Raw genomic sequence first — 20,235 nt, 5'->3', positions numbered from 1 at the left:
CAGGAGTGCAGACTCAACACAGCGAAGGGGGTGGAGGATATTGCCTACGGGTAAGCATACGGGTGATCAGGCCCTGGTGAGGGAGCTGAACCTCTCGATAGTCCTCAACGTCCTACGGGAGCATTCACCCCTCTCCAGGGCATCCTTGGCGGCCATTACCGGCCTCAACAGGGCCACCGTATCCAGCCTCATCAACGAGCTCACCCGCGCAGGACTTGTGTGGGAGGTGGGCATAGAGGCCACGGATGATGTGGGACGGCCGGGCAGGCTGCTGGAGCTGGATCCGCATGCTGGACGGATCATTGGGATGGAAGTGGGGGTGGATTTCATAGCTTTGGCCATTGCTGACTTCAGCTCACAAATCATATGGAAGCGCTGGGTTGAGCTCACAGATGGCAAGTCGCCGGAGGAGGTGCTCGGGCTAGCTGCGGACCTCATACAAGAGGGTGTAGAGCTTACCGACAAGGAATACGGGCAGGTGCTCGGGCTGGGCGTGGGTGTGCCCGGGCTGGTGGATGTGCCCAGAGGCCACCTGTTATTTGCGCCCAACTTGGGATGGCGGGACGTACCTGTTCGATCGATGTTCGAGGAGCGCTTCCCGTTCACCGTGTACGTGGAGAACGAGGCGAACATGGCGGCACTGGGTGAGAGCTACTTCGGGGTCGCTCGCGGCTACAACTGCGTGCTCTACATAAGCGCTGGAGTAGGGGTGGGCGGGGGGATCGTGCTTGGCGGCCAGATCATGCGCGGTGCGATGGGCTTCTCGGGCGAGGTCGGCCATATGACGATGGTCGAAGACGGTCCCATATGTGGGTGCGGTAACAGGGGTTGCTGGGAGACCCTGGCTAGCGAGAGTGCTCTCGTGCGCCGGATGCTTGAGGCGCTGCGGCGTGCAGGCGAGACCCCGAGTTGGGCTCGGGATGATCACCTCACGGTGCCTACGGTGCTCGAGGCCGCCCGCGCAGGCGATCGCCTGGCGCGGGGGGTGCTCAACGAGGTCGCTCGGGACGTGGGGCTTGGTATAGCCAACCTGGTGAACGTGCTCAATCCTGAGATCGTAGTGCTGGGTGGGATGCTGAGCATGGGGGGAGATCTCATGCTCCCGACCATACGGGAGACCTTGGAGCATCGCGGGCTCAGGTGGCTGGTGCAGCCCCTGCGCTTGGAGCTGGCAGCGCTGGGCAGGGAGTCTTGCGTCCTCGGAGGCATCGCTACCGTGTACGACAGGGTCCTCAGCCAGCCTGTGGAAGCTATTCCCAAGGTAGCTCAGGGACGCCGCCGTACTTCTATTCCCTAGCTTCCACGAGGTGAGCCTTCGCGCCTCTATTGCCCCATTGACATAATAGCTGTCACGGGGGTGGTGGACAATAGAAATTAGGGTAGGGGTTACTCCACCCAGGGCTTTATAGGGAGGTGTGTTATGTGGGGGCGCGAGGACGATCTAGTGATCATGCACGAGCCTCAGGGCGTGTTGACGCTTACCTTGATCGGAGGCATAACCGATGACTTCCAGCTCCTGCTGCTCCAGCACATGGTGATAGATTACCTGAAGGACTACAACATCCGCGTTAAGGTGAACGTCGATCGTAACTACAGCGTGCTCCAGCAGGTAGCCATAGAGACCCAGGGCTTTGATTTTGTGGACACGGACGAGTTTTGGTGGTACTTGCGCGATGTGCTGTGTGACCTGGGCGTGGTCCCGCCTTACTGGGGCAGGCCTCTCATGTAGGCTATTCCCCCTGGGATGTCGCCGGTGAAGTGCGATGGTGCAGCCCCATCTATCGGGCTGCACCATCCTCTAGGTTATGCCGATAGCGGTTTTTACCAAATCCTTGAAGAAGCCTATATCTTGATCCTCGGGCGTGCCCACCACAAGGGCGCGATCCAGCAGGTGGTTCATCTCCTGGCAAGAGGTCTCCGGCAGGAGGGCGCATGCGTGGCAGGCCGCCAGGTTGAAGCTAGGCAGCCCCAAGACGTCGCCACCTACCGACTCCATGCATACAGGATCTGAGGAGCACCATGTGGCCTCCTCCAGCGCGCGCAGGAATATTCCCTCGAGCTTCTGGGGAAGTCCCATGCGCACCAATCCTCCCAACGTTCCCTTGACATCCCCCTCAGAGGTATATATGAGTATGCCAGCCATGTCACCCTCGCTGTATATCCTCTCGTGCAGGGATGTGAGGCTGTAGCCGGATTCGAATGCCAGGCGGCGCATGAGCAGATGGGCCAGGGTGTGCAGGAGCACGTGCCTGGGATGGGCGTGTCGTTTGAGGAAGGACATGCCTCGGAATCTGCGGAGGTTAGCCTTGATCCGCTCTACCCTCTGACCGACAGTCTCTGCCGACTCCCACTGTTGCAACCTGCCGCTGTTGAGCGCGAGGAATATGCCCTCACCGTAGCTGACGTCGGCCGGCAGCCACCTATTCTCTGGATCAGGGGGGTTGCGCCAGAGCATGCTGGGGTCGAATTCGATCTCCAAGGACTCGTAGCGGCTGAAGCCTACGAACACTCGGGTGACCCTGAGCTTCTTGACCAACACCACGCTCTCGAGGTACTCGGCTACCTTCGCATCGTAGGCGTCCAGATCCATCTTTTCGGTGATGAGCTCCTGAGCCTTTGCTGATGGGTTTTTCCTGCTCTTGGCGCTGCTGAGGACCTGGTACTCAGACTGCAGCAGGCTTGCCTCTCCACTGGGCTCGGGCTTGGTGTCCGGCTGCCCAGTGTTCATCTCCTGAATGATCTGCTCAAGGACTGCGTCTATATCCTCGTCCGTGTATGGTTCGAGGGGATCAGGTCGGTGATGCCTTCTCAGCAGCTGCGCGCTGGGTCTCAGATTCGCACGCAGCAGGGTCTCTATGGTCCTTATATAAGAGGGGGATTCCAGCAGCCGGCGTAGATGGTCTGTATCCGTGTCCTTGGGGATGAAGAGCGAGGCGATGGTGTTAGGAAAGTAGACGTTGGTGGAGGTGCGCATGGAAAGGGACATGTCTTCGCCACACCCACTGGTAGGGACTCCATCCCCCAGCCATGGCTTGTGACCCCGGCACGTGTAGCCTTTACCAGGTTCCACGTCCATGTCGCTTGTGTCCTGTATATCCTGCTTACTGCCCAAGATGCTTATACTACGACGGGTGACGTCTGATCCCACCAGCCCATAGAGGGTGCGTTTCTTGCCGCACCCCTCGCAACTGATCTCTATGGAACCTAGAGAGAACCCCGTGCCAGTGGCGTACATCTTAAGCGGCCCTTGGCAGGTGGGATGCAAAGTCCTGTGCACCCACTCCACGAAAGGGAAGTCCTCCATATGTCCTTTGGGGCACACGGCGACCATTGGCACCTGGTAAAGCCGGCATGGACCGTAATTGTTCTTTGGACATTTGTGATCCCTGTCCCGTGAGGAGTCGGTTAGTTTGCGCTTGACCAGCTTATTGCATAGGATGCATCTATGCCACCTTGGGAAGCGCAGCGCCGGTATGCTGATGTATAGGTTGTCACCCCCTCCCTTGCGAAAATCGGGGGGCAGACGGAAGTGGCTGACCCCTAACAAGCGCTCCAGCCTCCACTCCCGGACCACGAACTCATCCTCTTTGAGCTCGCCGTCTCGGCTCTCGTACCAGTGGTCCAGGCCGGCGATCAGCAGGGATGTACCGTCCGGGGCTGTGATCATACCGCCCACGCCAGAAGTCGTGATGAGTTGTCTTCTTCGTATGGGTGCCTCGTTCACTGGTTGACCTCCAAGATGTTCGATCCACTGAGCTCTTAGTCTTTGATGTAGCTGTATGTGATCTTTAATCTACACTCAGCATCAACGCTGCGCATCGACTGCTGTACCTCCCAGGAGATGCTGGCTATCTCGGGATCGATGTACTCTCCGGCACGGTACATGAGTCCCAGATCGTCCTTCTTTACCTCCCAGTGCTCGGGTTCCCAGGCCCGCCACTGCCTGAGGCGCATCTCCAGGATCTTCTCCAGGGCAGGCAGCTCATCTGGGTCCACCGACCTAACCCGCTCCCGCACAAGTGACCGGAAGCTGGCTATGAGGTCCTCAGGCACAGGCGAAGGAGGCTGGTCGATCCTGCTGTACTGCCGCACATAGGCCACGAGTGCGGCGTGAAGCGACCGCTCCATCGCCGGCTGGGAGAACGGCGTGAGCGTCATCGGCTCTATCTGGGCGTACAGGCGCTCGTGGTAGGCACGGAAGTGCTCGAAGTGCGAGCGATCCCTCGGACGTGCCTGATTATATAAGATCACGACCAGGCCTGGTTGGTCTCGCCAGCGGCGCCCCACACGTCCGGTCACCTGAATGTACTGGGCCGTGGCCTTGGGTTGGCAGACCACTGCCATGAGCGACAGCCGCTCTACGTCGATCCCCACCTCGATTATGTTGGAGGCCAGGCAGGCATCCAGGGCACGGACCCCATCGCTCCTCTCGTCCGCAGGACTGTATCTTCTGGCCAGCTCCTCGAGCGCTTGAGGGACCTGGTCGTTACGGATGCGGCTGGTGAGCTCGATGACTCTGTTGCGGTAGATGAACCGTGTGCTGTTTTCCCGGCCGCGGCGCCTGTTCATCGCCCTCATGTACTCTCCGATCCTGTAGTCGAACAGGGACAGACCGGTTCCCAGCTCCCTTAGGCTGTTGTAGAAGATCATCAGGGTCCACCAGGGATCTCGCTTGTCTTCAGGCAGTTCGTAACTTGCCTGCAGCAGCGAGCCAAAGGTTCGCACGCTGGTGGTGACCAGGGACCTGGTGCCTGGGGAGAACACTCCCACGTACATCCTGCCGGGGGCCAGGCTGCCATCATCCATTCTATCTATGCTGCTGAAGAATGACTCGTTCACCTCCAGCCCGGGTGACGGAAACAGGGTCACCCGATCGCGGTTGTACAGCGCTTTGATCTGCTCCTTGTGGCGGCGTACCGTCGCTGTGGAGCTTATGATCTTGGGCTTGATGGGTTGGGCGCCGCGCCTGTCGGTGCAGAGGTCTTCTATCACGGCCTCGAAGAGTCCCACCATGGACCCGAGGGGACCGGATATGAGGTGGAGCTCGTCCTGGATGATAAGCCCTGGTGGAGATAGAATCCTCTGGCCTTGATCGTCCAACCCAAATAGGGTCCTGGCTTCTGGGCGCCAAGCCAGCATGGCGAACTTATCTACTGTGCCTATCACGAGCGATGGGCGAAACTCGTAGATGTCCTCATCGATGACGTAGATTGGCAGCCTGTCCGAGAACTCGCAGCTCTTATCTGGACAGCAGAAGGCTACGGTATTGCCTATCCTCTCGTAACCCAGCACTCGCCTGGTGTTATTCCCTCTCCTCCTGCTGGAGTTACCTCGATCTATGGGCCCCATTTGTGCGCCGCACCAGGGGCATTTCTGCAGGAGGAAGGGATTCTCGGTGCTTTTGTCAGATCTTTGCAGTTGACCTAAGCTACTAACGGCGTCCTTACGGGTGTTGGGGGTTGTGCTTTGGCCAAGCCAGATACCTATGGAGAAGGGTTCTTGCCCCAGCTCTGCGGGGTTCTCCCTGCGGATCTTCTCCATGGCGAGGATGAGGCTCGAAGCACGCTGGAACTGCTGAGTGGTGAGCAGCCTCAGGGTATAGCGCATGATCACGTGCACCCCACAATCCTCTGGGTCCCTGAGCCGGCGTAGGAAGAGCGAGAACGCCGTCAGCCCGAGGTAAGCTTCGGTCTTGCCTCCGCCAGTGGGGAACCATATCAGCTCCACCGTCTCGCGATCGGGGTGGTTCCCCTCGGCGATGGAGCGCAGATTCATCAGGATAAAAGCTGCCTGGAAGGGGCGCCACCTCCCTATACCCCTTCCTGGCGATGCGGGATCCGGGGGGACGTACTCACCCCTGAATTGCAGGCGGTTATCCTCGGTGATGGTGGCCGCGCGAGTCGGCCTGCGGGACGTTATCTGCTGGAGGAGCATGGCGCGGTTGGCGAGCTGGAAGGCCCTTCTGGCCATGGTGTTCTCCTGCAGGTAGCGTAGACCTTCTCGCATGCGAGCCAGGCAGCGCTCGCATTCCTCCATGTGCCTGTAGGCTGCCTCCTGGTATGTGTCCTCCAGCGTCTCGATCTCCCGCTTGCGATCTGCGATCCATCTGGCGTAGAGGTCGAGCATCCTCTCCAGCGAGCGCAGCCCGTCGTCGCCTGGTACCAGTCCCGCCAGCGGCGCCATAGGTATCTCCAGCAGCGAGCCGTCTTCCAGCCGGATGTCGGGGGTGACGCTCGGCACCTCCACCTTGGGCATGCACTCGGCCATGACCTTGCGCGCTCGCTCGCCTGAGGGGTCCAGCTCCCAGTCGGCAGCGCAGCCGTGCCCCACACCGAAGATTTGGTGCTTGCGGTACAGTAGCCTAATGGACTCCTCCTCATCGTCGACCATCGATTGCAGCTCTCTGGAGGGGTAGGGCAGTATGCCCGAATCACCATCTCCCCGCACCTCGACCTCTAAGCTTGACTGGAAGAGGCACCTCTCGGACTTGTAGCGCCTGTATTCATCGCTGCCGGGGTGATCGTAAGGAGTGTTATTGACTAGCGACACGGTCAGCAGGTACTGGTCGTCCCGCATAGGGCGCGAGGTAACGAGCACCTCGAGCTCGAGGCCATGGGTCTCGCTTGCGGCTGGTACCAATTTGTGGATACCCCTTTGAGCTATGTCCTCAGGTCCGGCCTCGGCCAACAGCGTGACCGGTCGCCTGAGGTACATGGCACGTTGTTGGCCCATCACTTGGGCTTCCAGGAAGGAGTACTGCCCCCCGGTAACAGTGACCACCAGGCGGGAGCCGCGGCGGAGCCTCGCCAGTAAGCTGATGCCCATGCTCGAGGGTTGTCTGTATCTCGAGAGAGATATATCGCCTTCTTCATCCTCTTCGAGGGGGTCGCTCGACACCTGGTCCATATCTCCCCTGCTACTGCTGTCATGGTTCCGGCTCTGTGGAGGAGTTGCCTCCGAAGTAGCCCACTCCTCCGCAGCTTCCTCCAGCTCCTGCTCTACTTCATCCCTGGGCATGTCCCTTGGGAAGAGCACTCCCACGCTGTAGCGTACCAGTGGCGGGTCGCGCCACAGGATCTCCTCGCCGGTGCCCTGCTGTACCCAGGGCCCAGCGGCTTCCTCCCAGGACTGAAAGGAGATCGGCTGGTTGATGTCCAGAGGAGCACCATAGGGGGCAGGTCCCATTAGCCCTCTGCGCAGGAAGTCGTACAGCTTGTCCCTGGCTTCCCTGCCGGTCATCTGCCGGTTGCGTGTGGGATCATACAGTTGATATGGCTCCATCGCTCCCTCCAGCTAGTTTACTCGAGATCTATCAACCTGCCGATCTGTGCTTCAGGCACCTCCTCGGATCTCCGGTCTACCTCTATCACCCGGAAGGCGCCCATCCGGAAGTCCTGGTACTCCGGCAGATTGAACTCCATGTAGCCCTTGTCCAGCAGGGCGGACAGGTCCATCGATGCCACATGCTGAAGCAGCATCTTGCGCAGCTTGTGCCCGGCCTCCTGGTGAGCGTGCCTGATCCTGGTCATCATCTCCCACAGCTCATCGGCCTCAGGCCCGAACCCCAGGTATCGCATCACGCTTACAAAGTGCTGCTTGTCGTTGTGACGTATGAAACGTTCGGAAGCCCAGTTGCGGACGTTCGTGGGGGTGGATATCTCGCATCCCGACTCCTTAATTCTTTCGGCGACCCAAGTGTGCCCGTACACTTTGATCCGTTCGCGCAGCTTCTCCTTCCACCTGCGCTGTGCCTGCCGCAGCACCTCGGCGTCCGAGCCGAGCAGCTCATTGGCGACGGGCAAGATATAATCCCTCTCTTTAGAGTCGATGCGTAGCAAGAGAAAAGTTCCTGGCTCTACGCTCGTGGATGGAATCCTTTGGACGCGTTCATCCCCTTCTTCCCTGGGATCGATGATGAACACCCTGGCGTTGTCGTCGTCCTCCAGAAGAGTTGCCCGCTCCCCTTCAAGGTATACTGCGAACGCGGGCACCTCTTGTTCGTATCGCTCGTCGGTGCCCGACCTTCGTGCTATTTCCACGACGCTTCTGCTGGGGAGCTCAGGCTCGATCTCCACGTACTCCTCCTGGGGCTCATCCGGCAGCAGTTGAGGCTTCTCCCTGCTGCCTCTGCTGAGCCGCGTGAACGATCGGTCTTCCTCCCAACTATCTCTTTGGAAGGTGTAGCGCAGTAGATGGATCTCCCTGGCTCTCGGAGCCGTGAATATATAATCCTGCTCCCTCAGCTCATACCAGGATGCCGTGCCCAGCACGCACAGGACATCGAAGGCTGTGGGATCTCGAAGCCTCTCCGGGGATACGACCCTTATCTCGGATGTTTGTTGATATCTGCGCAGCTCCTCAGCGATAGAGTCCTGCATCTTTGTCTCGCTTGTAACCAGGGCGATATCCCCCTGTTCCCGCTCGGCTATCTCCAGGATCTTCTCCAGCAGGGGGTTATCCCTGCGGGCTACCAGATCTTCCAGATGTTGTATCACCTCCAGCGCCATATCAGCGGGAGTAGAGTAGCGGATCTCGGGGGACTCGAATGCCTCTTGCAAGGCTGCAAGCGTCGCACGCCCACCCAGGGCCTCGTGGTGGAACGGCAGGGGTAAGGCGAGGCACCTGTGGTAGTAGCCTCTTGCCCGGCGCACGAATTCCCTCCATGCCAAGCTGTCATACTGGTCACCCACAGCGCGCATCAACCGCCTCAAGCTGCGTGCGTAGTCCCGTAGCGGCTGGTAGGCGATCCGGTAGCGATGTATCCTGGCTTGTCCCGCCAGCTCGTAGACGCGGTTAACATCTGTAAGCCTTGCTATCATCTTCGCACCTCGAAAGCGACTAGCTCCACGCCCTGAGGTATGTGTGGTATCCTTAGCTTCTCCGCGTCGCCCACGCGGGTGCTGTCCAGGGCATCTACCTCTTGGGCGGCGTCTCTGTACCCTCGTTCTGTGCGATCCAGGAGGATCAGCCATGGTAGCCCGGTAAACTCTCCCCTGCGCTGGATGAACCCCTTGGCACCGTCAAAGATCACGACTGGAGCGTGTCGCAAGCTCTCCTGAGGAACCCTGCCGTTATCCCTCAACCTCTCAGAGACTATGTGCGTGCGATAGGCACCCCAGTCTACTAACCACTCCTTTACCCTCAGGATGTCGTTGACCTCTACCTCAATATTCGCTGACTGGTAGGGGCGTATGCGGAGTCCGGATTCTGGCCGGATCTCGTTCTTCTGAGCAACGATGATGCAGTCCAGGCGAGCGCGCCCAAGGAAGTCTGTCAGGTCCGGCAGATCGAGTACTGCGCTCAGAGCTGGGTTACGGTTAGCTTTGCCCCGACCCTGCTTGCCTATCTTCTCCTTGAGGACGATCCTGGAGGCTATCTGGGGGGTGATCTTGCGCACGCCTTCCTTGCCGAGGTCGATGTGCAGCCGGCGCACCTCTCCGTCCTGGCTACGCCCGGTCAGGTAGCCCTGGATGCGCTTCCCGGCCTCCCTGTACTCCACAGGTATCCGGTCGCCTTTGCCGGCCAGGGCCCACAGCTGCTCGAAGTACTCTTCGTTGTCGGCGATGGTGTTGATCCTGGCGCGCGAACGCACCACCCCAACGGCCGCAAACATCGCCGCGTAGCTTCTGGCAGGCAGAGAGACCGCGACTACCGGTACGCGGTCCCGGACTTCGTAACAAGCGATCTCTTGCCCCAGCTCCAGGAAGAACTGTGCCCATTCCGGCATGTGCACACATACACCGTCTTCCAACAGCTGCCAGGAACCGGGATCAGCACCCTTGATAACGATTTCACTCTGAGCTGCTTTCCTTCCCCCTCCTGCAATCCTCATGGCTGCACCCCGTGACCATTGAGCTGGATTGTAGCACGATTTATAAAGCATGCAAATACCTGCCCTTGCATTTTGCTCCCAGATGTAGTCGGGACCTCTATATACCATAATAGGTTGACACTATGACAGCTATCCTGTCACTTCCTGACAAGGGTTCGGTAAAATCTCCTCCGCGGACGGGCGAGGGGTGGTGAGTGCAGGCCGGATGTGGTCTAAGGTGCCCTGATTGCCGAATGCGGTAGGGGCAGGGTCCAGGCCTCGCGGCTGACCCGCCCATCCGCGAAGCCTGGTGGCCAACTGCCCTGGAGAGGTGATCTGCCCGCGCCCTCGAGACCCCAGCTCCCGACCGCCTGCTCCCACCTGCTACACGTAAGCCAGGGCAGATACGGAGCGCCCCGCGATCGCTCAAGGGGCTAGATGAGAGATTTTCCACGAATTTTGACGTGTTGTGACACGGTAGCTGACAACGTCCATCCCTATAGTTGTTACTGGGACTGGGTGAGGGGTCCGCGGCGGGCTCGATCCCCTGGCCGGCCATCGGGTACCGTCGCGGCCCCTATCCCCGGCCCTTGTATCCCGGATGGGTCACATCGAGCGTTTGGAAGGAGTGCAATCATGAAGAAGATCGTATCAGCTCTGGCCATACTCCTAGTGCTGCTGTGTATGGTGGTCGTGGGGATATCTGCCCTGGCGACCGGTGGCACAGGGGGCAACGACGGCACCAAGGAGACCAACACCAACGGAGACAGTAACCCCTTGGTGGACGTCCCTTCGGACAAGCACACGGTCAAGTACGTGGCGAAGTCCAACAAGCCCGCGAGCGTGCTCTACACCAACCCCACAGGTGGCGATTCCGAGGAGGACTTCACCGACTCCTGGACGAAGGAGATCACCATCGACGCCAACGATACCGATAATATGCTCAGCCTGAGCGTCACCTCCATGGCGAACGGCAGAGCGACGGTGTCCTGCGAGCTGTGGGTGGACGGCAAGAAGGTGGACAGCAAGACCTCTACCGGCAAGGACTTCGTGCAGGCGGTGTGCGTCGAGCCTTTCCTGCCGTAGCTGTGGCCCCGGTGCTCTAGGGCTTCCCCAAGCGCCGGGGCCAAGTCGATACTCATCTGCTAATTGCACATTATTTCTAATGCCATATACTGCAATACTATGCTAATATAAGTCGTGTTGAGGGAAAGGGGCACCACTTCTACGTTGCGCTCGTAACCCTCCTGGAGGGGACGTAGTTAACGCTATGAAGGGTGGCATCCCCGCACCCGACGGAGAGCCCGGCGTCTATCCTCCCCGCAACAGATTTCAAACATCCCTGAGCCGGGCTTCTCTGTGCCCAAAAGGGGGCGGCCACCTTCGGTGGATCTCTTTTTTCGGGACTGGGCGTGAAGGTGGCCGCCCCCATGGCAGACTAGCACACCTGTGGTGCTGTTCTCAAGCGCCTTCCCGGACTGCGCGCCGATCCCAGGGGTGGGTGAGGGAGGGGTCGGCGGGTGGCGGATGGAGGCGGGTGGTGTAGGGTGCGTCCGTCTGCATGCAGCGCTCCATCTCGTCATAGATCTCCAGGATGACGCGCTTCGTGCGGTACTCGCCGTGCTGCTCCATGTCCCTGCGCCTGACGATCGGGAAGGTCTCCATAATGTAGTCGACGTCCTCGCGCCGGATGCCGTAGAGGTGGAAGTAGGCGGCGTCGAGCTCGCACCGCAGGATGAAGCGCCGCTCCTTGTCCCACCGGAAGGGTGGGCAGTCGTACCCCATGTCCTGGGCGAACGGTCGCAGGTCCCACGCCGTGTACACCAGCTCCATCACCCTGGGGGTGATCCACTCGGCCAGCGTGACCCCCCCGTCCCACGGCGCCTGCCTCTCATAGGTAGAGGGCGGCAGCACGGGGAATTGATTTAGCAAAGTAAAAGTCAAATGTGTACCGCCAACTTTCTGTCGAGCAACGTAATCAAACAGGAAGCTGTTCGTGTTAGCAAGGTAAGAGGTTAGTTTGGTGGTGTTTTCAGTTTTTGAAGTCATAACTAAGGGAGCTGTGTTCCCCACTGCGACCCGGGGGATGAAGCTGAAGATGGCGGTGCGCTCGTTAGTAGAGTTAGTGATATCTCGAAATGCTACCAGCCAGCGGTAAGGCCAGCGGCCGGAGAGCCGCTTGGATACCTCGGAGGCGGCGACCCAGTATTGAGGTATGACGACGAAGTTGGGGTCAGCCAGCTCATCAGGTGTAGAGTTTCGTTCGGCGCCATCCTTTTTAGTCTTGGCCATACGCTTAGAGTGAGCACTAGCGGGCATGGGCTGGTAGGTGGCCCAGCGGTGGTTGAACTGTTGTAACATCTTGCCCTCGTAGAGCGGCAGGTAGACATCGTCGCTCTCCCAGTTCTCGGCAGGGCGGGCGGGTGTTGCCTCCTCTTCTTGCCCGCCCTCCTCCGAGGTGAGGGGGGCGTGTGGGCTGTTGTCAGCCTGTGTGGTCCCGGTGGTGCTTGCCTGGGCGGATAGGGCGGGCTCGTTACCGGCGGCGCTCATCGTGGCCGTACTGCCTGGTTCGGTGCCGCTGTTGCTTCCGACATGCTGGGTTGGCCTGTTGTTGGTCGATGCGTTCCCGATATCCTCGGTGTCCGGGCCTGCACTCCTCGCGGCTGTGTTGGCCGCTATTGGTCGGCTGGGGGTGTGACCGTCCTCACTTCGGCCAGGCAGAGGTGCGGCCTGTGAGAGGCGTTGAGACAGCTTTGCCCTTATCTTCCTGACCACCGTGGGCAGGGAGTGCTCGACCTCTTCGGGGGAGACCCGAATCACCTGCAGCCCGTGGCGCTCCAGCCAGCGTTGGCGCTCCAGTGCCACCTCACGTCGCTCCCCAGGTATTGGCCCATCGACCTCGATAGCTAGCCTGGCCTCGGGGCAGTAGAACTCCAGGATAAACGGTCCAAAGGGGTGCTGGCGACGGAACCTGTAGCCGTCTACCTGCAGGCCGCGCAGCACATGCCAAAGGAGCTCCTTGCTGCGGGTAGAAGCTCGGCGGAATTCGCGGGCGCGAGGCGTGGGCACACCCTCTCTCCCCAGCCACATCGGATGAGAAGAGCTGTGGGAGGACCGATCGCCTCTTCTCCCGAGGGACGGAGGTGCGATTTGACCCTCAAATCCCCCGTTGCGGGCGGAGATGTAGCCGTGCGAGCTATGGTTGTGGGGCTCATGTCCGCTTCTGGGCTCGGGGGACGTTTGGTTTTTACCTTCCTCCCCCATGGGTTGCGTGGCGGCTGTCGGGCGAGCGGGATCCCCGTGTCCTGATGGGGAGGCGGGTGCCGGGCCATCGCTGCCATCACCCTCAGGGCGAGGGGTCGGGTGCGAGGCCCTTCTCACGAACACGTTGCCCACGAGGGTGTACCCCGCGGCCTCCAGCTCCCCCCGCGTGCGGAAGAGGTGGGAGTCGTTGGACATGTCGAACATGCGCAGGAAGCTAACTCCCCATGGATTCTCCTCCGGGGGGCCTTCTCTGACGAGCACGGGCACGCGCCTGTAGATATCGAGTGTGAGCTCGGCGTCGCGACGGGAGCGGAAGATAGGGCAGGTGCGGGTGTTGGGGTTGATCAGCGAGATCTCCTCGGGCGTGAGGATGAAGCGCTTGTCGGCCGCCGGGGCCGCCGGTGCGCCGCTGGCCCCTTGCGAGGGTGTGCCCCTTGCGGCCAGGACCTCGGGCGACCCGCCCTCCAGCTCCTCGACGCTGTGCAGGAAGAAGGCGAACTCCGCGGCGCTCGACCGCTGCCCGTCACCCCCGAGCGTGAGCAGGCAGAACTTGTAGCGATCATCTACGGCAGGGAATATGCCCTTGTTCTCGAAGTCGTACAGGCTGGCGAGGCGGCCGGTGCGCACGAGCTCCGCGAAGAAGTGCTTGTTGGTGTCGTCGGTGGCGATGCCCGTGGGCACGATCAGTCCGGCTCTACCCTTTGGCGACATTAGTTGCAGGAAGTTTTCGGCGAAGACGCTGTAGGTGTTGACGTCGCCGCGCCCACAGAGGGGGAAGCGCCCGCTTAGGCGCACGAATTTGCTCTGTGCCTCGGAGGCATGCAATGCCCGATCGTACTCCCTGGCCAGCTCGGGGTTGGTCTGCGGCAGCTGCTTGATGAGCTTATTGCGCTCGGCCTTGTTGCGCGCCTTGGCTATTTGAAGGTCGCGGGAGGCGAAGAACTCCTGCTGCTGGAGCTTGAGGCGCTCCCACGGGGGGTTACCGAGGACGACGTCGAAGCCGCCGCGGTCGAACACCTCTGGGAACTCGAGCGGCCAGTGGAAGAAAGGGTGCTCCTGCGAGTACGCGATGGCCTGCCCCTCCACCTGCGGATCCTTGCCGGACCTCTCCAGCGCCGCCCAGACGTTTGTGGTGGTGGACACGGGCTCGCCGCTGCGCAGGGGCGCGAAGAAGGCGTAGGTCCACAGGTCGCACGCCACTTTCAGGTCCCACCACCTGGTGCTGGGCTTGCGGAGGTTGCTGTAGCACTGCTCCTTGCGGCGCACTTCCTCAGGCGTACTCTCGGCAAGGGTCGACAGCTGCGCAAAATCCCTGGCGATATCGGTGATGTCCGGCACGCTGCTCGCCCCCCACAGGGTAGACTGGAGCCTCTCCTCCTTGTTGCGCTTCCTGATGGCGGAGGCGATGGCCTTGCTGTCGCCCTCCACGGCCTCGTAGGCTCCGTCGGGCACGCCCTCGACCAGCGCCTGAATGTCGAAGATGCCCACGAGGGAGTCGCCGCACTTGATGTGGTTGTCCAGGAAGCTGAGGGGCATGCCGGTGTTGTAGCCCTCGATCCACAGCGCGACCTTGCAGAGGTCCACCGCCAGGGGGTTCTTATCGACGGCGTAGATGCACTCGCGGATCACGTCGCGCAGGGCCTGGCGGTAGGCCTGTGGCGAGGGCTCTTCCTCGCCGGTACGGACGCGCGCGAGCTCCCGGGCGATGCGCCTGGCGGCCGCTAGCAGGAAGTGTCCCGAGCCCGAGGCAGGGTCGCACACGCGTAAGTTGAGCAGCGCCTCTTCCTGCCTCTGCCTGTCATGCCCAGCTTCCTTCAGTCGCTGCTCTATGACCGGCTCGAGGGCTGTCTTGATGAGCTGGCGCACTAGAGAGGGCGGTGTGTAGTAAGAGCCGGTCTGCTTGCGCTCGGAGCCCATCACCAGCTCGAAGCTACAGATGACGCCTGCGCTGGCCTCGATCCTCGCGGGGGAGGACTCGCCTGCTTTGCGCTCCGGGGGCGTCACGGCGCCCTGCGCGTCCGTGCCGGCGGGCGTGATCTCCACCCTGGGGTGGTAGTCCAGCAGGCTCTCGTAGACGGAGCCCAGCTCCTCGACGTCCAGCCAAGCGAAGTTGACCCTGCGGTAGGTGCCCTCGTCCTGGAAGAGGGTGAGGCTGGCGATGGCATCCAGCAGGTCCTGGTTGGTGCAGACCGCCCGCTCGATGTGGGCACAGGCGTTGGGACCGAAGAGCTCGCCGTTGAGGGCGGACATGCCCAGCTTGCGCGCCCGCTCGTCGTCGCGCAGGAGCTCGAAGGTCCGCATGAGGCCGTGCCAGAGGTCGCAGTAGGTATCGCCGGCGTGGTGCGCCTCGCTGCGGGCGCGCAGGCGGGAGGCGCTGTAGTGCTGGAGGTACACCTCGTGGAGGCGCCGGGTGCGCTCGTCCTCGGCCGGCGGCAGCAGGAGCCTCCTCTCCTCCACCACGAAGAGGAAGAGCAGCCGGTAGATCAGCCTGAGCAGCTCGCGGTAGTAGCCCACGGGGGAGAGCTCTCCGGAGACCATGGCCTCTCGCAGGGCAACGCTCTCGGGGTGTGCCAGGAGCGCACGCCCCAGGATGCCCAGGGCGCGCTCCACCCCCTCTCGCAGGCGCTCGCGGACCCTGCCGCCCTCCTCTATGCCCTGCTGGTAGTAGCGCTCCAGCAGGCACTCGTTGGGAGGCGAGCCCGGCCTTGGGAAGCGCGTGCTGTGGAGCAGCCTGTACAGCAGGACGAACTCGCTGTACAGCTCTCCACGGACCATCGCCTCCAGGTCGAACTCCAGGTACACGGGGTGCGATACGAGCGCGGAGTCGCGCAGCAGGCGGAGCCTGAGGCCGTTGGTCACGATGCCCCAGAGGGCGTCCGAGCGGTTGAGGTACTCCTGCACGGTGGAGTGGGGGCTACGGCGCTCGCGGCCGACGAGGCGCTGGTCCAGCTGCTGGTGGCAGCCCACTATATGGATGGGGACGTCGCCGTAGAAGTGGGAGATGTTGTACGTCTCCTGCCCGACGGCCGTGGCGGCCTGCACGTACCTGACCTCTGCAAACCCCAGCAGCTCCAGGACGGGCAGCACCCAGCTCTCGCGGGTCACGCTGGTGTGGCTCGTGCCGGAGGCGTGCTGGAGCCTGCGCTGGAAGGACTCCCAGTAGGTACGCATGTCGTTGAACGCGGCCTGCATGTCGGCCAGCAGCGCCGACAGGTCTTGGCAGCCGAAGTCGGCCGGCTTCTGGCCCTCGAGCGTCGCGCCGGCCTGCGGCACGAGCCGGTCCAGCAGGTCGGATGGGAAGAGTCCGCCCTCGATCGTGATCGTGGTGTAGGCCATCAGGCATCACCTCCTGGTACCAGTGCGTAGATCGCAAGGACGTCCGGCGGCTCCTGGGGCTCCACCTGCAGCTCGGTGTCGCCACCCACCAGGCTGTTCAGCCGCCTGTTCGACCGGATGATCTCCTCGCGCCGGCCCTCGAGCACCTCGCGGTACCAGTCCGGGTGGGCCCGGAAGCCCTCGAGCAGCTCGTCGATGTGTTCCTGGCGCTCGACAAGGGGCATCTCCCGGCGGGTGAAGTTCTCGGGGTCGGCGAAGGCCTCGAGCAGCCGCCTGCCCTCCACCACGTGTGGGGATAAGGGCGAGGGGCGCCCCCCCTGCAGCCGGATCGCCAGCGGCAGCACCTCCTCGGCGTACTGCTCGACCACGTCCCGCATGAGGTAGCGGACCCTGAGGATCACCAGGAAGGTGCGGCGCTCCACCAGCCGGGTGTAGGCGGCGGAGGTGCGCGCGAAGTCGTGGTCGTCCTGCATGGCGCGGCCCAGCACCTCGCGGCAGAGGGTCTCGATGATGGGGTGGGTGCGCCCGATGTACTCGGCGGTGCTGTCCCGCTGGCGGTCGAACACGACCCGCAGCGGCCACTTGGAGTACCCCAGCGGCGTCAGCCTGTCGCGGAGCTCCCCGGGGTCGAGCTCGAAGGCGCCGGCCCTGCCCCTGGGGTGGAGGTAGCCGCGGAAGCGCGGGGCCACCGTCTGGAGAAACCGCTCGAGCGTCTTGGGAGTGCCCAGGACGGAGTCCACAGCCTCCAGCTGCTGCTGGATCTCGTCGGGCTGGATCGTCTCCTGGCTGAACAGGGGACGCTGGCTCTCGGCGGAGCGGTCCCACGCCTGGTGGAAGCTCTGCACGTCGTCCGACTCCAGGCTGAGGGGCAGCTGCCCGGGGCTGCGGCGGTTGAGCCTGGTGAACATCAGCTGCGAGATGAGCGACTCCAGCAGGCGCTCGGAGTAGGCGGGGGCGGGCACCGAGATGCCCAGCTGCTCCCGGATCTTCCGCGCCTTGCGGACGAGCACCCTCATGACGGTGAGGTCGACGGGGTTGTTCTCGCCGCTGATCGTCACCGCGCGCACCTCGTCGCGCTGCTGGCCGAAGCGGTCGACCCTGCCCTCCCGCTGCTCGAGGCGGTTGGGGTTCCAGGGCAGGTCGTAGTGCACGACGGCGTCGAAGTGGTCCTGCAGGTTGATGCCCTCGCTGAGGCAGTCGGTGGCGACGAGCACCCTGCGGGGGGCCTGCGCCAGCTGGGCGATCCTCTCCTTGCGCTGGTCCTCGCTGAGCTCGCCGGTGACCGCCTCCACCTGCAGGTCCTCGAACTCCCCCCGGAGCAGGGGCTCCAGGTGCTCCTTGAGGTAGTTGGCGGTGTGGATGAAGTAGCAGAACACGATGGGCTGGAAGCCGTCGCGCAGGAGCTCGCGCAGGGTGTCCGCCAGGCAGGCGAGCTTGGCATCGGCTTCGGGACCCTCGAGCCTCCGGGCCCTGTCGATGAAGCGGCTCACCCTTTGCCGGAGGGTGCTGTCCTGGGCCGTGCCCATGTCACCGCCGGCGACCGTGAGGTAGTCGCTGGCCTCCTCCTGCTCGAGGCTCTCGAACACGGCGGGCCGGTACGACTGGTCCACCGCCTCCACGAGCTGGTCCTCGGCCTGGTTCATGAGCTGCCCGAGCCTGTTCTCCCGGTGTGCCTCCAGCGCGGCGACCGCCGCCCTGGGGCTGGATAGGATGCAGCGCAGCAGGGAGAGAGCCCCCCAGTAGCGCATCCTCTGCTGGTACCTGCCGAGGGCCGGCTGCTCGGAGAGGAGCTCCCGGCAGTAGCTCCACACCTCGTCGAAGAACCCCAGGTACCTTTCGGTGAGCAGGTAGGTCTTCTCGATGCTCTGCCGCTGCGGGAAGCGGGTCTCCGTGCCCAGCCACTGCCTGAGGTCCGCCCGACGGCGCTGAATGAAGTGGCGGTGGAGCGCGTCGTACGGCAGGGGCTGGTCGAGCTCGGCGTCGAACCTGGGGTCCAGCAGGCCCAGCAGCGACCTGAAGCTGCCCTCTATGCCGCTGTGCGGCGTCGCGGTCACCAGCACCAGGTGGCGGTCGGCCCGCCTGGCCAGCGCCGACAGCAGGCTGTAGCGCTGTTGCTGCTGGGAGGAGCCCCGCTCCCCCGGGCGGGTGGCGATGTGCGCCTCGTCGACGATGATCAGCTCCGGGGCATCGCGCACGAAGGTCTCCCTGTACCGGTCGCCCTTGAGGAAGTCGATGCTCGCTACCAGGAAGGGGTAGTGCTTGAAGATCGACACGTCCGTGCGCGGCAGGTTGCGCTCCAGCCTGCCGATCGTCGAGGGCTGCACGACCTCGGCGTGGATGGAGAACTTCTCTGCGAGCTCGGTCTGCCACTGGCTGCAGAGGTGCGCGGGGCACAGCACCGCCAGGCGCCGTATGATGCCCCTGTCGAGGAGCTCGCGGGCGATGAGCGCGGCCTCGATCGTCTTGCCCACGCCCACGTCGTCAGCTATCAGGAGGCGCACCACCCGCTGGCGGAGCGCCATCACCAGCGGTACGAACTGGTAGGGCCTGGGGACGAACGACAACCTGCCGAGCGACCGGAACGGCACGGCGCCCGAGCGGATGATCATCCGGGCGGCGTCGGCGATCGCCAGCGCCGCGAAGACGTTGCCCGGGCGCTCCGGGCTGGGGGCGGGGAAGCTGGACTGCCTGACATCATCCCCCTCCAGCGGCAGGAACACCCCGATGGACTCCTCATCGCTGCCCACCAGCGGCCTGAGCATCAGCAGGTCGTCGTGGTCGCTGGGCAGGACTATCCAGTCGCGGTCCCTGGCGCGCACGATGGTGCCTACGGGGTACGCCGAGCTCGACATAACAATACCTCCGCCTGTACATCATGTAGAGTGTGGTACACAATATACCACACTCAGCTGTGGGGTATGGCGGCGGGGCTCACCATTCGGAGCTGGGCTGGAAGCGCACGGGGATGACCTGCACGTCCATCCGCCCGAAGCGCTCCACCAGCCTGGGGAGCGCGCCCTCCTGGCAGAGGAAGAGCATGCAGCCGCCCCCTCCGGCGCCGCAAGCCTTCCAGCCGATCGCGCCGGCGTGGTGGGCGGCCTCGGCGAGGCGGTCCATCTCGGGCGTCACGAGCCCCCTGTCGAGGCGGAGCGAGAGCTCGTACGTCTCGGTCATCACGCGCGCCAGCTCCTCGAACCGGGCGTCCAGGAGCGCCTGGCGGGCGACGGGCACCAGGTCGCGCATGCGGCAGAGCACCTCGTGCTTGTCGCGGTCGCCGCTGCGGAAGGCCTCCCACACCCGCTCGTGGAGGTCGCCCGAGGCGTGGGCCTGACCCGTGTAGGCCAGCAGGAGCCTTCCCTCCAGCTCGGCCCTGACCTCCAGCGGGATGTCCAGCTGCTCCACCTCCGCCGGCTCGTCCTCGGGCCCGAAGCGCAGGTAGTTGAAGCCTCCCAGGGCGGCGGCGTACTGGTCCTGCTTGCCGCCCTCCACGCCGAGCAGCTTCTCGAGCCGGTAAGCGTCCTCGGCCAGCTGGACGGCGGTGAGCTCGCGCCCCATCAGCCGGTAGGTCATCGCCAGCCAGGCCACGTCCACCGATGCCGAAGTCCCCAGCCCCGTGCCGGGCGGCAGGTCCAGGCTGTACCGCAGGTCCAGCTGCGTGCCCCGCCACCTGGCCTCGCCCTCCACGCAGGGGAGCACGGCGGCGTTGAGCACCTCGCCCCCCTCCTGGCTGGAGAAGTAGTGGACGTCGGTCCACCCGCCCGCGAAGTCCACCCGCACTGGGATCCTCACCCTGATAGCTTCATCCTCTGACATCCTCTTATCCT

At 62.9% G+C, this 20,235-nt stretch carries 10 protein-coding genes; 3 read left to right on the top strand and 7 right to left on the bottom strand.

Annotation, left to right across the window (positions count from 1 at the left end; genetic code table 11):
* The first annotated feature begins 40 nt into the window (after positions 1-40).
* The gene (locus TTER_RS13355; protein WP_012876575.1) at positions 41-1,297 is read left to right on the top strand and encodes an ROK family transcriptional regulator; all 1,257 of its coding nucleotides are present in this window, start codon (positions 41-43) and stop codon (positions 1,295-1,297) included.
* A gap of 123 nt (positions 1,298-1,420) precedes the next feature.
* Complete coding sequence (locus tag TTER_RS13350; protein ID WP_012876574.1) at positions 1,421-1,729, top strand: hypothetical protein; 309 nt, start codon at positions 1,421-1,423, stop codon at positions 1,727-1,729.
* Between the two features lie 69 nt (positions 1,730-1,798).
* Here TTER_RS13350 and drmB read toward each other — a convergent pair whose 3' ends face one another.
* Genes drmB through TTER_RS13330 form a run of 4 tightly spaced genes read right to left on the bottom strand, consistent with a single transcriptional unit; the run spans position 1,799 to position 9,832 of the window.
* A complete protein-coding gene (gene drmB / locus TTER_RS13345) occupies positions 1,799-3,724 on the bottom strand; it encodes a DUF1998 domain-containing protein (protein WP_012876573.1) in 1,926 nt (641 codons plus the stop codon).
* A gap of 35 nt (positions 3,725-3,759) precedes the next feature.
* Positions 3,760-7,281: a helicase-related protein gene (locus tag TTER_RS13340; protein WP_012876572.1), complete on the bottom strand. Its 3,522-nt coding sequence runs from the start codon at positions 7,279-7,281 to the stop codon at positions 3,760-3,762.
* Between the two features lie 17 nt (positions 7,282-7,298).
* The gene (locus TTER_RS13335) at positions 7,299-8,819 is read right to left on the bottom strand and encodes a hypothetical protein (RefSeq protein WP_012876571.1); all 1,521 of its coding nucleotides are present in this window, start codon (positions 8,817-8,819) and stop codon (positions 7,299-7,301) included.
* Positions 8,816-9,832: a hypothetical protein gene (locus TTER_RS13330; protein ID WP_041425319.1), complete on the bottom strand. Its 1,017-nt coding sequence runs from the start codon at positions 9,830-9,832 to the stop codon at positions 8,816-8,818. Before TTER_RS13330 ends, TTER_RS13335 begins: the two co-directional genes overlap by 4 nt.
* Positions 9,833-10,447: 615 nt before the next feature.
* On the opposite strand from TTER_RS13330, the gene TTER_RS13325 reads away from it, so the two are divergent.
* Positions 10,448-10,897 (top strand): hypothetical protein, encoded by a 450-nt coding sequence (locus tag TTER_RS13325; protein ID WP_012876569.1) that lies wholly within the window; start codon positions 10,448-10,450, stop codon positions 10,895-10,897.
* A gap of 375 nt (positions 10,898-11,272) precedes the next feature.
* Here TTER_RS13325 and TTER_RS15125 read toward each other — a convergent pair whose 3' ends face one another.
* The 3 genes from TTER_RS15125 to TTER_RS13310 form a co-directional block, all read right to left on the bottom strand.
* A complete protein-coding gene (locus TTER_RS15125; protein WP_012876568.1) occupies positions 11,273-16,411 on the bottom strand; it encodes a DUF559 domain-containing protein in 5,139 nt (1,712 codons plus the stop codon).
* The gene (locus TTER_RS13315; RefSeq protein ID WP_012876567.1) at positions 16,411-19,263 is read right to left on the bottom strand and encodes a helicase-related protein; all 2,853 of its coding nucleotides are present in this window, start codon (positions 19,261-19,263) and stop codon (positions 16,411-16,413) included. Before TTER_RS13315 ends, TTER_RS15125 begins: the two co-directional genes overlap by 1 nt.
* A 79-nt stretch (positions 19,264-19,342) precedes the next feature.
* Complete coding sequence (locus TTER_RS13310; RefSeq protein WP_012876566.1) at positions 19,343-20,224, bottom strand: GHMP family kinase ATP-binding protein; 882 nt, start codon at positions 20,222-20,224, stop codon at positions 19,343-19,345.
* Positions 20,225-20,235: the final 11 nt, after the last annotated feature.

This window comes from Thermobaculum terrenum ATCC BAA-798, from assembly GCF_000025005.1.
In the GTDB taxonomy this organism is placed as follows: Bacteria; Chloroflexota; Chloroflexia; order Thermobaculales; family Thermobaculaceae; genus Thermobaculum; species Thermobaculum terrenum.
This window is presented reverse-complemented; position numbering and strand designations above follow the sequence as displayed.